The 14,920-nt window shown below is 54.6% G+C and carries 16 protein-coding genes and 1 tRNA gene; 2 read left to right on the top strand and 15 right to left on the bottom strand.

Annotated features, from left to right (window positions below; all coding sequences use genetic code 11):
* The first annotated feature begins 132 nt into the window (after positions 1 to 132).
* Positions 133 to 813: a helix-turn-helix domain-containing protein gene (locus tag AC0V60_RS10545; protein WP_486178422.1), complete on the top strand. Its 681-nt coding sequence runs from the start codon at positions 133 to 135 to the stop codon at positions 811 to 813.
* Between the two features lie 12 nt (positions 814 to 825).
* Here AC0V60_RS10545 and AC0V60_RS10540 read toward each other — a convergent pair whose 3' ends face one another.
* From AC0V60_RS10540 to AC0V60_RS10530, 3 genes are all read right to left on the bottom strand, one after another.
* Positions 826 to 1,554, bottom strand: coding sequence for a LytR/AlgR family response regulator transcription factor (locus AC0V60_RS10540; protein ID WP_486178421.1), 729 nt, complete (start codon positions 1,552 to 1,554; stop codon positions 826 to 828).
* Complete coding sequence (locus AC0V60_RS10535) at positions 1,551 to 2,567, bottom strand: sensor histidine kinase (RefSeq protein WP_486178420.1); 1,017 nt, start codon at positions 2,565 to 2,567, stop codon at positions 1,551 to 1,553. Before AC0V60_RS10535 ends, AC0V60_RS10540 begins: the two co-directional genes overlap by 4 nt.
* Positions 2,568 to 2,633: 66 nt before the next feature.
* On the bottom strand, positions 2,634 to 3,509 hold the full coding sequence (locus AC0V60_RS10530) for a LytS family sensor histidine kinase (protein WP_486178419.1): 876 nt from the start codon (positions 3,507 to 3,509) through the stop codon (positions 2,634 to 2,636).
* 546 nt (positions 3,510 to 4,055) lie between these two features.
* On the opposite strand from AC0V60_RS10530, the gene AC0V60_RS10525 reads away from it, so the two are divergent.
* Positions 4,056 to 4,262 carry a hypothetical protein gene (locus tag AC0V60_RS10525; protein ID WP_486178418.1) on the top strand — a complete coding sequence of 69 codons (207 nt, stop codon included), beginning with the start codon at positions 4,056 to 4,058 and terminating at the stop codon, positions 4,260 to 4,262.
* Positions 4,263 to 4,804: 542 nt separating this feature from the next.
* On the opposite strand, the gene AC0V60_RS10520 is transcribed toward AC0V60_RS10525, so the two are convergent.
* The 12 genes from AC0V60_RS10520 to leuD form a co-directional block, all read right to left on the bottom strand.
* Positions 4,805 to 5,365, bottom strand: coding sequence for a YadA-like family protein (locus AC0V60_RS10520; protein WP_486178417.1), 561 nt, complete (start codon positions 5,363 to 5,365; stop codon positions 4,805 to 4,807).
* Complete coding sequence (locus AC0V60_RS10515) at positions 5,362 to 7,827, bottom strand: hypothetical protein (protein WP_486178416.1); 2,466 nt, start codon at positions 7,825 to 7,827, stop codon at positions 5,362 to 5,364. The genes AC0V60_RS10520 and AC0V60_RS10515 overlap by 4 nt, the downstream gene beginning before the upstream one ends.
* A gap of 26 nt (positions 7,828 to 7,853) precedes the next feature.
* Complete coding sequence (locus AC0V60_RS10510; protein ID WP_486178415.1) at positions 7,854 to 8,747, bottom strand: EAL domain-containing protein; 894 nt, start codon at positions 8,745 to 8,747, stop codon at positions 7,854 to 7,856.
* A gap of 269 nt (positions 8,748 to 9,016) precedes the next feature.
* Positions 9,017 to 9,544, bottom strand: a complete 528-nt coding sequence (locus AC0V60_RS10505) for a tyrosine-type recombinase/integrase (RefSeq protein ID WP_486178414.1) — start codon at positions 9,542 to 9,544, stop codon at positions 9,017 to 9,019.
* 166 nt (positions 9,545 to 9,710) lie between these two features.
* Positions 9,711 to 9,797, bottom strand: a tRNA-Leu gene (locus tag AC0V60_RS10500).
* Between the two features lie 230 nt (positions 9,798 to 10,027).
* Positions 10,028 to 10,882, bottom strand: a complete 855-nt coding sequence (locus AC0V60_RS10495; protein ID WP_486178413.1) for a phytanoyl-CoA dioxygenase family protein — start codon at positions 10,880 to 10,882, stop codon at positions 10,028 to 10,030.
* Between the two features lie 8 nt (positions 10,883 to 10,890).
* Entirely contained in the window at positions 10,891 to 11,694 is an 804-nt protein-coding gene (locus AC0V60_RS10490; protein ID WP_486178412.1) for an NUDIX hydrolase, read from the bottom strand.
* 555 nt (positions 11,695 to 12,249) lie between these two features.
* Entirely contained in the window at positions 12,250 to 12,582 is a 333-nt protein-coding gene (gene grxD, locus AC0V60_RS10485) for a Grx4 family monothiol glutaredoxin (RefSeq protein ID WP_486178411.1), read from the bottom strand.
* 39 nt (positions 12,583 to 12,621) lie between these two features.
* Positions 12,622 to 12,855: a BolA/IbaG family iron-sulfur metabolism protein gene (locus AC0V60_RS10480; protein WP_486178410.1), complete on the bottom strand. Its 234-nt coding sequence runs from the start codon at positions 12,853 to 12,855 to the stop codon at positions 12,622 to 12,624.
* 5 nt (positions 12,856 to 12,860) lie between these two features.
* Positions 12,861 to 13,184: a DUF1476 domain-containing protein gene (locus AC0V60_RS10475; RefSeq protein ID WP_486178409.1), complete on the bottom strand. Its 324-nt coding sequence runs from the start codon at positions 13,182 to 13,184 to the stop codon at positions 12,861 to 12,863.
* Between the two features lie 77 nt (positions 13,185 to 13,261).
* Complete coding sequence (locus AC0V60_RS10470; RefSeq protein ID WP_486178408.1) at positions 13,262 to 14,260, bottom strand: NADPH:quinone oxidoreductase family protein; 999 nt, start codon at positions 14,258 to 14,260, stop codon at positions 13,262 to 13,264.
* Between the two features lie 29 nt (positions 14,261 to 14,289).
* Entirely contained in the window at positions 14,290 to 14,907 is a 618-nt protein-coding gene (gene leuD / locus AC0V60_RS10465; RefSeq protein ID WP_486178407.1) for a 3-isopropylmalate dehydratase small subunit, read from the bottom strand.
* Between the last annotated feature and the right edge of the window lie 13 nt (positions 14,908 to 14,920).

Below are 14,920 nucleotides of genomic sequence, written 5' to 3'. Positions count from 1 at the left end.
TCCATGCGCTGGCGCGATTGCAATTTGCTGTGTGTGCCCCCAGGCCGCTTCGGCACGGCAGCGTGCGTTGCGAAGTTTTCGATCGTCATTGCGCTAGGGCCGACCTCAGTTTCAATTTGTTCGGAAGGCGCTTTGAAAGAGGCGCGCGATCTTTCCTCAGACGAAATCATTATCCTGACCCCTGGGGTGAAACCGCTATTTGAGTTCGACAGCCACGCACCAATCGTGATGCTTGAGGTCGGAGAAAGGACCCTAAAGGAATGGCGGGATGCTGCTGGGCAAAGCGTGAATGAGAGCAGCCTGCGCGACCAAATATTCAGCGATTCCTTTCTCGGCTATTATGGCCGGATGTTGGCGCACCAAATTGCCAGAGCGCCGGAGCGTTCTTCGGTGGTCGATCAGTTGTCGCTGCAAGCCGTAATGCTGGGCATTGGTGCCCGCCTGATGTCACAACTGCTGCACGGCTCACAAGCCGCCCCGAGCGAAGCCCAAATCGATCTGAGACGAATGGCCAAAGCAAAAGCTTTCGTCGATCAGAACCTCGGCGACAGAAACCTTTGCGTCGAAACGATCTCCTCTGTCGTGGGGCTCTCAAGCCAGCGCTTTACCGAGCTGTTCAAAGAGCGGACCGGCGAGACGCCATACGCCTACGTGCTAAGGCAGAGAACCAAGCGGGCGCATCTTTTGATTTCAGAGACCAGCCGTCCGTTCACGATTGTCGCGTTTGAATGTGGCTTCTCAAATGCCGCCCATCTGTCGACCGTCATCAAAAGGCAGTTTGGCGCGACCCCAAAGGAGATTAGGAACCGTTAATCCGCATTTCGTCTATGGGGCGACAGAGCCGCTTCGGGCCGCGATTGAAGTAAGGCTTTCACGAAATGTGCGCCCCACCGTGCAGACTTCGCCGTTGGAAAGAACAACTTTTGACGGCGAAGTTGCACGGATATGAAGGGTGTTGATGATGGTCGACTTGTGAATCCTCACAAATCCGAACCCGGTCAATCTTGGAACCAGTTCGCGCAGACTTTCCGATACCATAACTCTCGCATCTTCAGCCTTGACCAATTCCGAGAAGTTTCCGACCGCTTCGATCCACAATATGTCACGGGGGCTGACCAACCGGTGCCCGGATCCCTCCTTGAAACTGAGCATCGCCGGTAGCTCTGCTTGATTGCGAGCGGCATTCAGTAGGGGAGTTAGGTTCTCTAAGGTTAAAGCCAGCCTTTCGGGTGATACTGGCTTCAACAGATAATCTCTGACACCGAGACGAAATGCCTCAATCGCATATTGCGGCTTTCCGGTGACGAATGCCGTAACAGGCGGGAGAATACCCTCCTCGCGAATACACTCCAGCAAGGCGAGGCCATTCATCCTCGGCATCTCTACATCAAGCAGAAGCAGCTCAGGCTGCTCATGACGAATGAAGTCCATCGCCTCTTTTGGATCAACGAAGGAAGCGAGCATCTTGAACTGCGGATGCTTGCGCATAAGCGCTGTGATCACCGCTAGCGCCGGCGGTTCGTCATCAACCATGATATATGTGAACGGACTCACCAAGTCTCGATCTCCGCAAGGAAGCGCCCGTTCTTCAGTACACCGTAAAAGAACCGGTGCCTGCCTGGATACAGATGCGCCAACCGCTTGGAGATCGAATTGATCCCCGAGCCGAGACCTTTGGCTTGCGGACCCTGAGCCACTCCCACCTCGTTCTCTACTGCAAAGATAAACCCGTCATGGGTTTCAGAAAAATGGATATCCAAGTCCAGGCCGCCGTTTGCCTTCCGGCCGTGCGAAATGGCATTTTCAACCAAGGTCGAGCACAGTAGGTTCGGGACTTGCACGTCGGTCTCTTCAGGCAGGTCGAGCTTTATTCGAACGAGGTCGCTACCTCGCTTGGAGGTGATGGTGCACAAATTCTTGATAAAACGAAGTTCACTCTCAGAATCAGTAAAGTCGCCTCCTGCCTTGTCGGTTACGTGCCTGAGCATCTCTGATAGCATAAGCACGAGTTTCGGGGTGGAATGCGGGTCTTCCAAGCTTTCTGCATAGATTGCATTGAGCGTGTTATAGAGAACATGGGGGCTCAACCTTCGATCTAGCGCCTCTTGCTCTACCAGCTGCTTGTCCAGGCGCGCATTTCGAGCGAGTTCTTTTGCTCTAACGAAAGTGTAGGCCGCGCGCGATGCATAGACCACCATGATGACGATGACCGCAGTTCCCATATCCTTGGCAAAGTTTCCTGCATGCCCGGCCATGATCGTCGGCAAGTAGAGAAGCATGCAGGCGAGGATGTAGACGCCAAAAACCCTCGCAGCGGCAGGCCGCCATGACAATGATCGCTCGCCCAGCTTCACAACTGCAAGCCCGGTCACCAGTCCTACGATGAGATTTCGGCCCGCGTTCCAGACCGAATTGGACTGCTCGGGCAGGTCCAAATCCGGAACATAAGCCTGAAACAAAATCAGATAAACACCTATGAACGCCAGAAGCGGTCCAACGAAGAAAGCTACCCCCAGCCAATTGCATTTAAAGCTGTTTGGAATTCGCCATGCGCCAGGATCGCTCATCGTCAATACGAATCCAAACGGGCAAAAAAGCTATCAGATACCGAAGTCATTTTCAGCCCAATCCTGCTACCAAACTGTGAGTTCAATTTTGTTCAATTGCTCCGATGGCGCGCTAAAATTCAACTCGAATCTTTCCGGATAGAGCGAATGCAGCCGTTCCGTAATTGGTGCCATCTTTTGCTCGCATGCTCTGACATCCAAACCATCTGCGCCTGCGACCGAAAATCGGAAACCGTCTGATATTTCTTCGAAACGCACGGTCAATTTTCGGCAGCGTTCGTCTTGCCTGCATACAGCGATGCAAAAATAGAAGAGGTTTACACAGACCATATGCGGGACGCGTACATCGGGAAAATCCGGAAATTGTAAGTCGATCGTGAAGCCGCCAGCTTCCTTTCCTGAAAGCAGATTGCTGTACCGCGCTATCGCATCAAGCTCTGACTGGGCGTCGCTGAAATCACGGTCAGCGCTATCTGCCAAATGCTTCAACATAATCGAAAGCGAAAGCACAAGCTCTGCCGACGCATCCGGGTCTTCGACAGCTCTCGTATGAATTGAGTTGAGCATCTCCAGTATGGTTTCGGGCGCCAGTCTGTTGACCGCTATCCGCTCTGCAACCGCCCTTTGCTCTTTGCGGGAATGGTTGACCGAAGATCTAGCGGCAATTGTCAGATAGCCAAGTCGCAATGCGGAAGTGATGAACACCACCGCTGCGGCACCGAACATTTCTCTATAAATAGTCGTAGTATCGCCCGCTAAGGTAATCACTGTATATGAAAAGGGGAAACTGCACAGAAATATTGCGATGACCGATCCAGCCCGCTGCCAGCTGTGCTCGAACCAGTCGATCGCTTTTATGACAAGCAATGACGTGAAAGCGACAACAGATATCGCCGCTATCGCCGAGACTAAAGGATTACCCTTGTTAATCGCATCCCACACCAAGGCTGCAAAAAGTAACGAGAGGGGCACGAAGAAAAAAACGGACCGAGCCAGCGAGGTGAATCGTCAGAGGATCCAGCACCAGCACTCAAATGTTGTCCCCCCACTATCATATTCACTGGCACATCCTTTTTTTCTAACTGCTTAAAAAAGCGGGGCAAGGATAATATCAGTCGCAGCCAAGTGATATATCGGCGCGTACAAGATAAAATCTGATCGGGGAGTGTAGAGCATTGTGCGACCACGCCGCACTAAGACCCTATCTACATAACGAAATTTCAAATCACCCTTTGCGATTACTGACTTCAATTGATTGAAGCCCCATATTCTTACACCCACAAGTGCTATAAGTTTCATACATATTCGTGTTTGACACAAGTATACAGGCTTAACCGATTATGAGGCTTTTTCTCATGTAATTCAGGTATTTAGATCAATAGTCGGACAATTCTCCGCTCCGATCTTGAAAGCAATGGATTGGATTTTGTAAGGAATTTTGCGGTGTGGTTGCACGCCGCTCCATCTGAATGACAGCTAAAGAAACCGGTGGCTGATCTACGAGCGGCCATCCACTTCTCTGCTGCTGTCTCAACCACCTCTCCTTGGCGCACCTTCGCCGCACTCGGCGTCATTACCGAGCTGATCAAGCTTGAGCGAAACCCAGCCCCCGCCGCGCAAGCGATGGCGATGATAAGAGGCGCCGCCGAAGCCAACATTTGGACGATTAGGCCAAACCCAGCGCATATTTCTTGAAATTCAAGTATTGGATTTTGATAGTAAAATGCATTGATCTAAACGAATAAATTCGCATTTTGGAATGGCAATGTTCGCAATCTAGACAAGGAGATAATTATGTTTGAACAATTCCTAAGTGGTGCCGAAAAATTCATGGGCGCAATTGGATCACTTCTACTTCAATTCCTTCTATGATGAAATGAAATAATTATAAAAAGTAGTATTATTGTGCTATTCTATTTCTGTTATTTAATTACAATTGCATTGTATGGATAACCGATCAACCGAGAATGTGTCCATTCTTGATGCGCCGAACTATGCGCATGGGTTTATCCGAAGCTGCAAATGATTGATTGCTAGCAAAACAGCATTGACTGGCCTCAGTATTTTCGAGGTTTGCCGATGTCTGGCTCAGCCTGAGTGCTTTTTCAGGGTGATTGCAAATGAAGAAATTCAGTCAGCCTAAATTGCAATTAGAAGCACCCAGGGTGTATCCAAAGATACGCCCTGGGTGCCAGGTTGCACCAGGAAACGGCAACCAATCTCGGTTTTCGAAGACCTCAATCTAACAAGAAATCCAGCCCGACCGATGCTGCGACACCGCTATTGGGTCCGCCGGATATCCCGCCGCTAAGGCTCCACTCTCCCTCATCGTCCGTTCGGCGAAGGCTTAGGCCGAATGCGACCTGCCCGCGATATGTGCCCACTCCGAGCCTCCCTGTCAGCGTTCCAGGTTGAACCAGCGCGGGTGACTGCAGCGCCAGCGCCGATGCGATGCCTGCGTTGGCGCGATTTTCGATAGCACCAAGATCGAAGGCCAGTTCTTGAAGGCGTTGATCGGTATACTGATTGGCAGAGAGCAAAGTGTTTTGCGCCGATTGCTGGAGCTGCGATACATTGACAGCATCGCTTGCGCTTGTCCCTGCCGCTACGTTTCGAAGCCGGATGGGCGTTCGACTGCCCACACCGCCGAATGTGACCGAGCTTGGCGGTTCGGCCGGGCCGGCAGGTTCATCATAGGTGATAGCGTTCACCGATTTCTGAGCGACGGCAAACAGCTGACTTCCGTTAATTGCTTCAGTTGAATCAGCGCTAATCGCACCGTCAGCAACACCGCTCAATACCCGGTCTCCGTCAGTCCCAGCGAGGCTAACAACAGTTCCACCAGTATCCCGGCCAACCGTGATATCACCAGTCCCTGGGCTCCTCCATCCTGCTGGACAAGACCGGCTGTGCCGTTAGCCAGTGCTGCGATGTTAGTGGCGGCTTGAGTGACATCACCTTCCAGCGATGTCAGATCGTTTTGGATATTGCTCACATCGCCCTGAATTGCGGCGACGTCGCCCTCAAGTGTGGACGTTCGAGTGGCCAAGGCGGCGTCGGCGGCACGCAAATCGGTCACGTCGCCTTGAAGCGTTGTGACATCAGTTTGAACCACCCCCAGATCTCCTTGTAATGCCGTGACATCACTCTGGACGGTGGTGATGTCCCCTTGAACTGCGCCCAAATCTCCTTGCAATGTCGTCACGGTGCTTCGAAGATTTGTGACATCGCCTTGCACCGCACCGAGGTCTCCCTGCACAGCCGTGAGATCGCCTTCGATACTGTTCACCGTCTCACTCAAGGCAAATAGCTGGCTACCGTTCACTGCTTCGGTTGATGCCGCGCTCACCTCTCCATTGGCGACGCCGCGCAGTACGCGGTTCCCGCTGGTGCCGGCGAAACTGACGAATGTGCCACCAGTGTTCAACCCAACGGTGATACCGCCCGAACCGGGCGCACCCCCAATTTGCTGAACCAGTCCGGCAGGGCCATTCATAAATGATGCGATATCTGCCTCAGCCTTCGTAACATCGCCTTGAAGCGTCGTTATATCGCTGCGAAACCCGTTGATATCGCCTTCGACGTCATTAAGTGCTGAACCAATAGCGAAAAGCTGACTGCCGTTTACCGCGTCGGTCGATTGCTCCGTCACTTCACCGGCTGCAACATTGGAAATCTGACGTTTGAGCGTGTCGGATCCGACTGAAACTACGGCATCGGCAGTGGCACCGGCAATTGTCCCGCCATTGATGCTTCGCGGCCCGGCACTGGCAGCATCGCTCACAGAAAAGCCGCCAAGCGCCACATCATTCTGATTGGTGGCAAATGCTCTGGCACCCAATGCGACCGTATCGGCCTGCGTGGCTTGCGCGCGCACGCCTAACGCGACGCTCTGCGTGCCGTTTGCCTGGCTCTCCGTTCCCACAGCCAGCGCGTTGGCCGCACTGCTGATGGCCGAGGTGCCAAACGCGAGGGCACCGAATTCGGTTGCTAAGGTGCTTATGCCGAAAGCCGTGCTGTTCAGCCCGCTTGCTGTACTGGATCGGCCAAAAGCCATGCTCGAATTGCCGGTCGCAGCTGACGACACGCCCAATGCTATCGCGTCATCGCCGGTCGAACTGCTGGCAGCACCGACCGCGACGCTGGACTCCCCACTGGCGGATGAGAGGCGGCCAAGTGTGATAGCATCTCTTGCAGACGAATTTGCTCGATCGCCAAGTGCGATTGCGCCCAGCTCGGTTGCTGAACCAAAGTGCCCTACGACAACGCTTGCCTCGCCTGAAGAAGTTGCATCCGTGCCAAATGCGATGCTGTTGGGGTTTGAGGCTGACGCTCTAGCTCCAAAAGCGCTGCTGCCGATACCAGTCGCTGACGCTTGAGCGCCGATTGCAATCGCATCGGTTTGCGATGCCGCTGCTGCCGAGCCGATAACAATCACCTCATCAGCGCTCGCCTCACTACCACTACCAAGAACAATTGAGTTCACGCCGTCAGCAGTGTTCTGATCACCAATAGCGATCGAACTGTTTCCAATAGTGAAATTACCCCGCCCGATCGAGACGGCGGCATCACCTAACGCATCGTTGAAATTACCGGTTGCAACAGCCCCTTCGCCCTCTGCCACGTTGGAGAACCCTTGCACCACGGCTCCATCGCCAATCGCGTTGCTATCCAGACCCAATGCGACAGTTCCATCACCAGTTGCGACAAGCCCCAGGCCAACGGCCGCGATACCGCCGCCACTTGCACTGTTGGCATTGCCCAAGGCGACAACGCCAGCGCCATCGGCAAGATTTCCGTCACCTTGCGCTACAGCGCCATTACCGGTCGCCTCATTGCCAGACCCAACGCTGACAGCGCCGCGGCCTAAGGAAGAGCTGCGAAAACCAGAGGCGACCGAGCCTTCGCCCACAGCGCTGTTCTCGAAACCAATTGCGACAAATCCGCGCTGAGTTCCGCTGTTATCGGTTCCCCTCGCGATATTCCCCGACCCTTGTGCGACGGCACCCGGGCCGTCGGAATCGTTCTCGTCGCCCACCGCCACTGCACCTTGACCGTTAGCGTCGTTGTCGTCGCCAATTGCGACCGAACCCGTTCCGGCCGCGTTGTTGTTCGTACCATCAACCACCTGAGCCGATGCTGGATAAGAGGCCGCGGCAGTAGCAAGCGCAACCACCGCACCGCCCCTGGCGAGAGCGTTCTTTGAGATAAAACGCGATCGTTTCCTGATGCCATCGGCATGTAATGTTAACTTGATCATATCTAATTCCCTGGATTTTTCTTTGATTATACCGACCATTCGCGGCGCCGAACGTAGTCGCCTAGATTGTTTAGTCGCAGAATCTTACCGAAATAAAATCCCTGCAATTGGCCGGAGCTAGACGAATTGGCGGCATCGAAATCTTGTTTTGTTTCGACACCTTCAAATATTACGTTATCAAATCGTTGACTAAATAAATTGACTATACCAGTCAGCAATTGACGTTGATCTTTATTGTCCCGGGCGCTGTGAAGCAGTGACTTGTCTATCTTGATTATGTCCAAGGGCAGGTCACTCAAAACCGAAATCCCGGCAGCGCATGTGCCGAAATCGTCAAGAGCGATTGAGACGCCCAACATCTTCAGTTCTCTGAGCCGCGCACGTATTGTGGGGATGGCGCATACGGTTATCTTTTCAGACACTTCGAATATGACGCGACCTACATCAAAGCCGGTCATGTTCGACGCTCTGAGAATCTGAAACACCAATCCATCGTGCAGCAATTGATCTTGCGTCAGATTGATCGACACTTTTATGTCCAAGGGGAGATCGGCACAGCGGCGAAACGTCTTGATCAGCAGCGCCTCTATAAGCTGGCCGGTCAAGCCATGGTGATTGGCTATCTCGAACGCCGCTTCGGGCCGAACAATGCGGCCGTCTTCACCACCCCAGACGGTGAACGATTCGAACTTGTCGATGTCGAGGCCGCCTTGAGCAAATTTGAATATGGGTTGAAACGCCAGCGAAGTGCGTCCTGACTTGATGATCGACAGAACAATCTCCTCATCCGTCCTCGCAATGGCGAGTGGAGCTCGGGATTTCGGAGCGAAATGAGGGAGGGGTGCGTGCAAACGGTAGACGTTTGAAGCATCATGAGCGCGCTGATTTTGATTTTCATGCTGCGGCGAATTCGAATTCATGTTTCTAACTCCTATGAACTCGGAGTTAGCGCCTGGCCTTTTACTGTCAGGTAATCGAAACTTTCAAATTCTTAGTATGACTTTCAAGTATCCTTCTGGCCGCGATGCAGTCTTGTAAGAACATGAAGATCAACCTGCAGTTATGTGAATTTGATTAACAAGGGGAAAACGGGTTGGTTTCAAGATGAGGCAAAGCAAGTACAAGAACTGATACGGAATTTGCGCCTCATGAAAACAAATGGTCTAGAATAGGGCCTTCAATCGGAATTCTAACACTCTGAAACATAGGTAGTTATATTTTTTGCCATCTCGTGTTTGCCTGTGGTTTCAAGACGTTTGAGAGGGGCAAGCACTTCGAAAGGTTCGATCTCGTGGAGTGGCCGATTTCCGATCGCTTGTGCCAGCTTATCAAGAAAGTAGTTTGCCTTGACGATAGTCGCTTCAGCGCGGCCATTCTGAACCATGTTCTGCTCGATGTACTCGCGGGCGACCGCCTCGAAAGTACTCGCCGAAAGAAACTCATCCCTAATCTTCTGTTTGCGCTTCTCCACCGCTGGGTCGCCGCCAGAAGCCATGGTCTGCCTCGCTTCAATGGCTGCTTCTCGCGCATCCTTGAGGCCAACCACCGGGTAGCTGCCGAGTGAAATCTTCTTTTGCGCTTTCCCAATTCGATATCGGAAACGCCAATGTTTGCCGCCAGCGGGCGTGACCTCGATATACAGGCCGCGCTCGTCGGCGACTTTGTACGGCTTAGTTTTCGGTTTGAGGGCTCGGAGTCTGGTATCCGTCAGAGGCATGTGTGGGCCTTTTCATTTGGGCCTTTTGCAAAAGGCCCACAAAAGGCCCGCAAAAATGTCTGGAACGGCCGAGAACAGGTGGGACGATCCGGAACGACCCAAGGGCCAAATCCCTTGGATTTCTGAGGTTTTTATAGATTATTTGGGAGAACGTGAGAAGAACAAATGGTGCCCAGAAGAGGACTCGAACCTCCACATCCTTGCGGATACGTGCACCTGAAGCACGCGCGTCTACCAATTCCGCCATCTGGGCACGGTGCCTTGTGAAATCCACGTTTCGCCAAGCAGGTAGGTGCGCGCGGATAGCGACCGGATGGCTATGAAGTCAATCTTTATATCTTGCCCTAACTGAAAGGACTGAGGCTCGCATACTCTCGGCTTTGCTTGCCGGCGGGCCTTTGCATGCGAAACCTCAAATGAGCAGCCCCGCTAAGCTGGCTTAGAGCGGGGTTTTGCGCCCCTTCGGCCTGAGCAATTGGCGCTTTATGCCCTTTGGACCGGATCAAAGCCGCGAGCGGGTAAATCATCGCGGGGCTGTATCCAATTGAGGTCCGAGTATTCACAGGCCCCATCGGTCACATGCAGCGTGTAGGCGTGCCTGGGTTTGTCTGAGCGATTAGGCGGGCTGTAATGCGGCAGGAGCCCGTGAAAGAGCACGAGAGAACCGGCTTTGACTTCGAGCGCCTCTGCTCTGCGGTCATCTGGCCAGGGAATATCCGACAAAGTGTCCATTTGGGCCGCGCCATTTCTTAAGCAAAACCTTCGCCGCAAGGGGGTGCCTATCCCTTCCGTGCTCACCCAAAGACAGCCGTTCTCCACTGTCGCATCATCAACTGCGAACCAGAAGGTCAGGACTGACAGGGGCGTGGTGTAGAAAAAACTCGCGTCCTGATGCCAATCCACCTCGCCGCCGATGCGCGGCTGTTTGAAAATGTACATCGACTGCCGAATTTGCGGGTCCCTGTGACCAAGCGCCTTTGCCAGTGCGCCGCATCTGGGATCGCGTGAGAAATCTTCGAACACTGGATCAAGGTCGTGCATGGCTTGGCCGATTTTGTTGATCGAAAGGGCCTTTTCCTGCGCAAGCTGGCCCTGCTCGTCGAACGCTTCTTCTTCAAAGAAGCACCGGATTTTGTCACCTGAGGTCAGGAAATAGTCATCGCGTGGGCGTGTCTGTTCCTTGGTGGTGAAGATGGAGCGTTGACCCTCGGCATCGAAGTCTTCGATGATTTGAGCCGCTCGCTCGCGCAATGTCTCAAGCTCTTCGGGCACCTTGAAGTCTTCGAGCACAATGTAGCCGCGCGCGTGAAACTGCGTGATTTGCTCTTGCGTCAGCACTGTGCGCCTTACCCTCTCGCGACCGTCTCCAAAAGCTCAGCGGTTACGGGATAGCCTGCATCTGCCATGATGGTGAGCATGGGCGCTGGGCCCGATTTGTCGATTTGCGGAATGATGGTCTTCACCGGGATCGCCTCAGCTTGAGCGCGCGCTTCTTCGAAGTTGGCGAAAAGGGCGAGCCGTTCAAGGTTGCGCCTTGTGGGAAAGATGAGCTTAATTTCACCGCGGTCCGCCATCTCCAGAGCGCCTTTCGCGCTTACCCAGAACAGGCGCGTGTTTTCGGCTTGATCGGCCGAGACCTCGACATCGCCGGTGCCCAGATTGGCGAGGTAGAAGCGCGTGTCATAAACGCGCGGGATTTTCTCATTCTGCGGAAACCAGCGGGCAAATGGCACGATCTGGTCAAGGTCGAGTGTCCATCCAAACGCCTCCAGGACGGGCGCCAACGCTTTCTTTTCCTCAAGCACCGCGCGCGCGGCTTTCGCGCTTTGAGCGGTAATGTCCCCCGTAAGGCCGAGGGCAAGGCCCGTTTCCTCCAGCGTCTCGCGCACTGCGGCAATTTGGTGGGCGGCCTCGTCAGTTGTCACGCTGCCCCCGGCGGCCTTGGCGACCTCTTCACCCAGAGCAAAGTCGGCGTCATCCACCCGGCCTCCGGGGAAGACCGCCATGCCGCTGGCAAAGGTCATATTGCGAGAGCGCACCGTCATCAGCACTTGCGGCGCTCCGGATTCGGGACAGTCGCGGTAAATAATGATGGTTGCGGCGGGGATGCCCTCTTGAGGGGGCGGGCTAGCGTTGGATTCGTCTATCATCGAGGGCGATGATGCAGGCTCAAGTCGTCCTTGCCAAGTGCAGGCTCCTATCCAGATGGTGAGTAGTGCCCCATGCTTGTCGGGAATTTTTACATTTGGGCGTGGGTTAACCCGCCGCTAACCATCGTCTTGCGCAGAAAAGCTCGCAGTAGCATTTTTGGCACGGGAGATGCATTGTTACATGTGAAGTAAGTGGTCTTCAACAAGAGGCAGACCCCTCCTGGTCCTTCGGGTCTAGCCTCCCCGTTTTACAAAAGCCGTCTCGCATTTACCCGGTGCGAGGCGGTTTTTGAGTCTTTGGTCTCATGCACTCGCATCCGCGAGTGCGTCCTCGGTGCTGTTCCCTCCGCTGCGCTTCGGGACACCTGCGGGTGGCCAGTCGGCCTTGCGACGCCTGTGGCGTCCTTCTGGCACTACTTTGCAATGATGTCGCGGAGCACGGGCCCACCGGGACCGCAAGGGCGCCCGCCCGCCCGCAGCAGGTCCGCAGCGGAGCGGAGGACGTCTAGCGAGGACGCGCGCCCGGATGGGCGTGCGCAAAACAGGAGCTTCCTCCTACCCTTCGGCCTTCGCGACCTTCTTTTCGTCCATCATTTGTTGGAGCTCACCGGCTTCGAACATTTCCATCATGATGTCGCTTCCGCCGACGAATTCGCCTTTGACGTAAAGCTGGGGGATGGTGGGCCATTCGGAATAGGTCTTGATGCCCTGACGAATTTCCATGTCCTGGAGCACGTCGACGCTTTCGTATTGCACGGCGCAATGGTCGAGAATCGCGACTGCGCGGCTGGAAAAGCCGCATTGCGGGAACAGGGGCGTGCCCTTCATGAAGAGAACCACATCGTTGTCGCCAACCACGCTAGCGATACGGGCATCAGTGTCAGACATTAAGAAGCACCTTCAAATTCGTGTCAAATTGCATGAGCGTTATTTGGGGACCACGGTGGTCACTTGCAAGGCGTGCAGTTCCCCGCCCATTTTGTCGCCAAAAGCCGCATAGACCATCTTGTGCTGCTGGACGCGGCTTTTGCCAGCGAACTGCTCAGCCGTCACTTTGGCGGCCCAATGGTCATCATCGCCCGCCAAGTCAGTGAGCTCGACGATCGCGCCGGGAAGGGCAGCTTTGATCGCTGCCTCGATTTCGTGACCAGGCATGGGCATTTCGCTTAGCTCTGGCTCATATATTGACGCTTGGCTTCGACCGCCATCTCTTCAAGCTTGGCGCGGATATCCGCCTCGCTTATGTCGGTGTCGGCGGCGGTGAGATCGCCCAGAAGCTTGCGGATAACGTCTTCATCGCCTGCCTCTTCAAAGTCTGCTTGCACGACGGCCTTTTTGTAAGCCTCGGTCTCTTCTGCGGTAAGCTTCATCTTGCCAGCGGCCCATTCGCCAAGCAGGCGGTTGCGGCGTGCAGCGATTTTGAAGGCGGTTTCTTCGTCCATCGCAAACTTGGCTTCTTCGCCGCGTTGGCGGTCGCTAAAATCGGTCATGGGGGTTCCCTTTGGAAAATGGTGTCCTGAGCCAGATAGAGGGGAGGGCCGCAAGCCGCAAGCGCCTCCCTATCGTATCAATCCATTGTCACGACAACTTTACCCACCGCCTCGCGCGCTTCGAGTTTTGCAATTGCCTCGCCTGCGCGTTCGAGCGGGAAGGTTTCGGAGACCAGTGGGTCGATCTTGCCTTCTTTCATGAGCGCAAAGAGCTCTTTGACCTGTGCGACAAATTTCGCAGGCTCACGCGCGGTGAACGCGCCCCAGAAAACGCCGCACACATCGCAGGATTTGAGCAGGGTGAGGTTCAATGGCAGCTTGGGAATGCCAGCCGGGAAGCCGACGACGAGGAATTTGCCCTCCCACGCGATGGAGCGCAGCGCTGGCTCTGAATATTGGCCGCCTACGATGTCGTAAACGATATTGGCCCCGGCGGGGCCGCATGCCGCTTTGAAAGCGTTTGCGAGTTCCTTAGAGGCCGCTTTGTCCATTTCATCGCGCGGATAGATAACCACGTCATCAGCGCCCGCATTGCGAGCCACTTCGGCCTTTTCCTCAGAGGAGACAGCGGCGACCACTTTTGCGCCGTAAGCTTTGGCAAGCTCAACCGCAGAGAGGCCCACACCGCCAGCAGCGCCCAGGATCAAGACAACATCGCCTTCTTTGATAAATCCGCGGTCTTTGAACCCGTGGATTGTCGTGCCGTAGGTCATAAGCAGTGACGCCGCTTTCTCAAACGGTACGCCTTCTGGAATTGGGAATAGGCGGTCACCTGGAACAATTGCTTTTTCGCGAAGGCCGCCGTTTCCGATCATGCCGATCACGCGGTCGCCCGGCTTGCAGCTGGTAACGCCTTCGCCAACGCTTTCCACCACACCGGCGATTTCGCCGCCGGGGGAATAGGGACGCTCAGGCTTAAACTGATAAAGGTCGCGGATCATCAACGTGTCGGGATAGTTGATCGCGCAGGCCTTCACATCGACCAGGACTTCGCCTTTACCCGGTGTCGGCGCGTCAATCTCGTCGAGCTTCAACGTCTCTGGGCCGCCCACTTCATGCGTCTGAATGGCTTTCATGTGATCTTCTCTCCCTGAATTATCTGGCGTCAGGCGGCGTTTGTGCCAGAAATAGCAGTACCGGCCATGACCCAATTTTGTGCGTTTGTTCGTCTGTCTTCGTAAGTGCCGATTGCAGCGCTGCTTTCCAGTGTTAGTGAGACCTCATCAAGCCCGCCAAGCAAGCAATGCTTGCGGAAAGGGTCAATTTCAAAAGTGAAGCGGTCTTGGAACTCAGTGGTAACGGTCTGCGCTTCCAAGTCGATGTGGATCGGGTCTCCCCCGCGCGCGACTTCCATCAACCGGTCAACCGCCTCTTGCGGCAGGACCACGGGCAGAATGCCGTTCTTAACCGCGTTCCCTGAAAAAATGTCGGAATAGCTAGGCGCAATCACCGCGCGAATTCCAAGGTCGCCAAGCGCCCAAGCGGCGTGTTCACGGCTCGACCCGCAACCGAAGTTATCGCCAGCGATAAGGATCGGTGCGCCCTTGTTCTCAGGCGTATCAAAAATGTTGTCGGGGTCCTCGCGCAAGGTTTCGAACGCGCCTTCGCCAAGCCCTTCGCGGGTGATGGTCTTCAGCCATTTTGCTGGGATGATAATGTCAGTGTCGACATTCTTCGCGCCAAAGGGAATGGCGCGGCCTTCGACCTTGGAAAGGGGCTGCATGACTTTTCCTGCG

The organism is Erythrobacter sp. S259, from assembly GCF_057364965.1.
This window is presented reverse-complemented; position numbering and strand designations above follow the sequence as displayed.

Excerpts from the sequence above, each read along its gene's own strand:
- AC0V60_RS10535 (WP_486178420.1), bottom strand. The coding sequence starts at position 2,567 with ATGAGCGATCCTGGCGCATGGCGAATTCCAAACAGCTTTAAATGCAAT.
- AC0V60_RS10515 (WP_486178416.1), bottom strand. The coding sequence starts at position 7,827 with ATGATCAAGTTAACATTACATGCCGATGGCATCAGGAAACGATCGCGT.
- AC0V60_RS10510 (WP_486178415.1), bottom strand. The coding sequence starts at position 8,747 with ATGAATTCGAATTCGCCGCAGCATGAAAATCAAAATCAGCGCGCTCAT.
- AC0V60_RS10505 (WP_486178414.1), bottom strand. The coding sequence starts at position 9,544 with ATGCCTCTGACGGATACCAGACTCCGAGCCCTCAAACCGAAAACTAAG.
- AC0V60_RS10490 (WP_486178412.1), bottom strand. The coding sequence starts at position 11,694 with ATGATAGACGAATCCAACGCTAGCCCGCCCCCTCAAGAGGGCATCCCC.
- grxD (WP_486178411.1), bottom strand. The coding sequence starts at position 12,582 with ATGTCTGACACTGATGCCCGTATCGCTAGCGTGGTTGGCGACAACGAT.
- AC0V60_RS10480 (WP_486178410.1), bottom strand. The coding sequence starts at position 12,855 with ATGCCCATGCCTGGTCACGAAATCGAGGCAGCGATCAAAGCTGCCCTT.
- AC0V60_RS10475 (WP_486178409.1), bottom strand. The coding sequence starts at position 13,184 with ATGACCGATTTTAGCGACCGCCAACGCGGCGAAGAAGCCAAGTTTGCG.
- AC0V60_RS10470 (WP_486178408.1), bottom strand. The coding sequence starts at position 14,260 with ATGAAAGCCATTCAGACGCATGAAGTGGGCGGCCCAGAGACGTTGAAG.
- leuD (WP_486178407.1), bottom strand. The coding sequence starts at position 14,907 with ATGCAGCCCCTTTCCAAGGTCGAAGGCCGCGCCATTCCCTTTGGCGCG.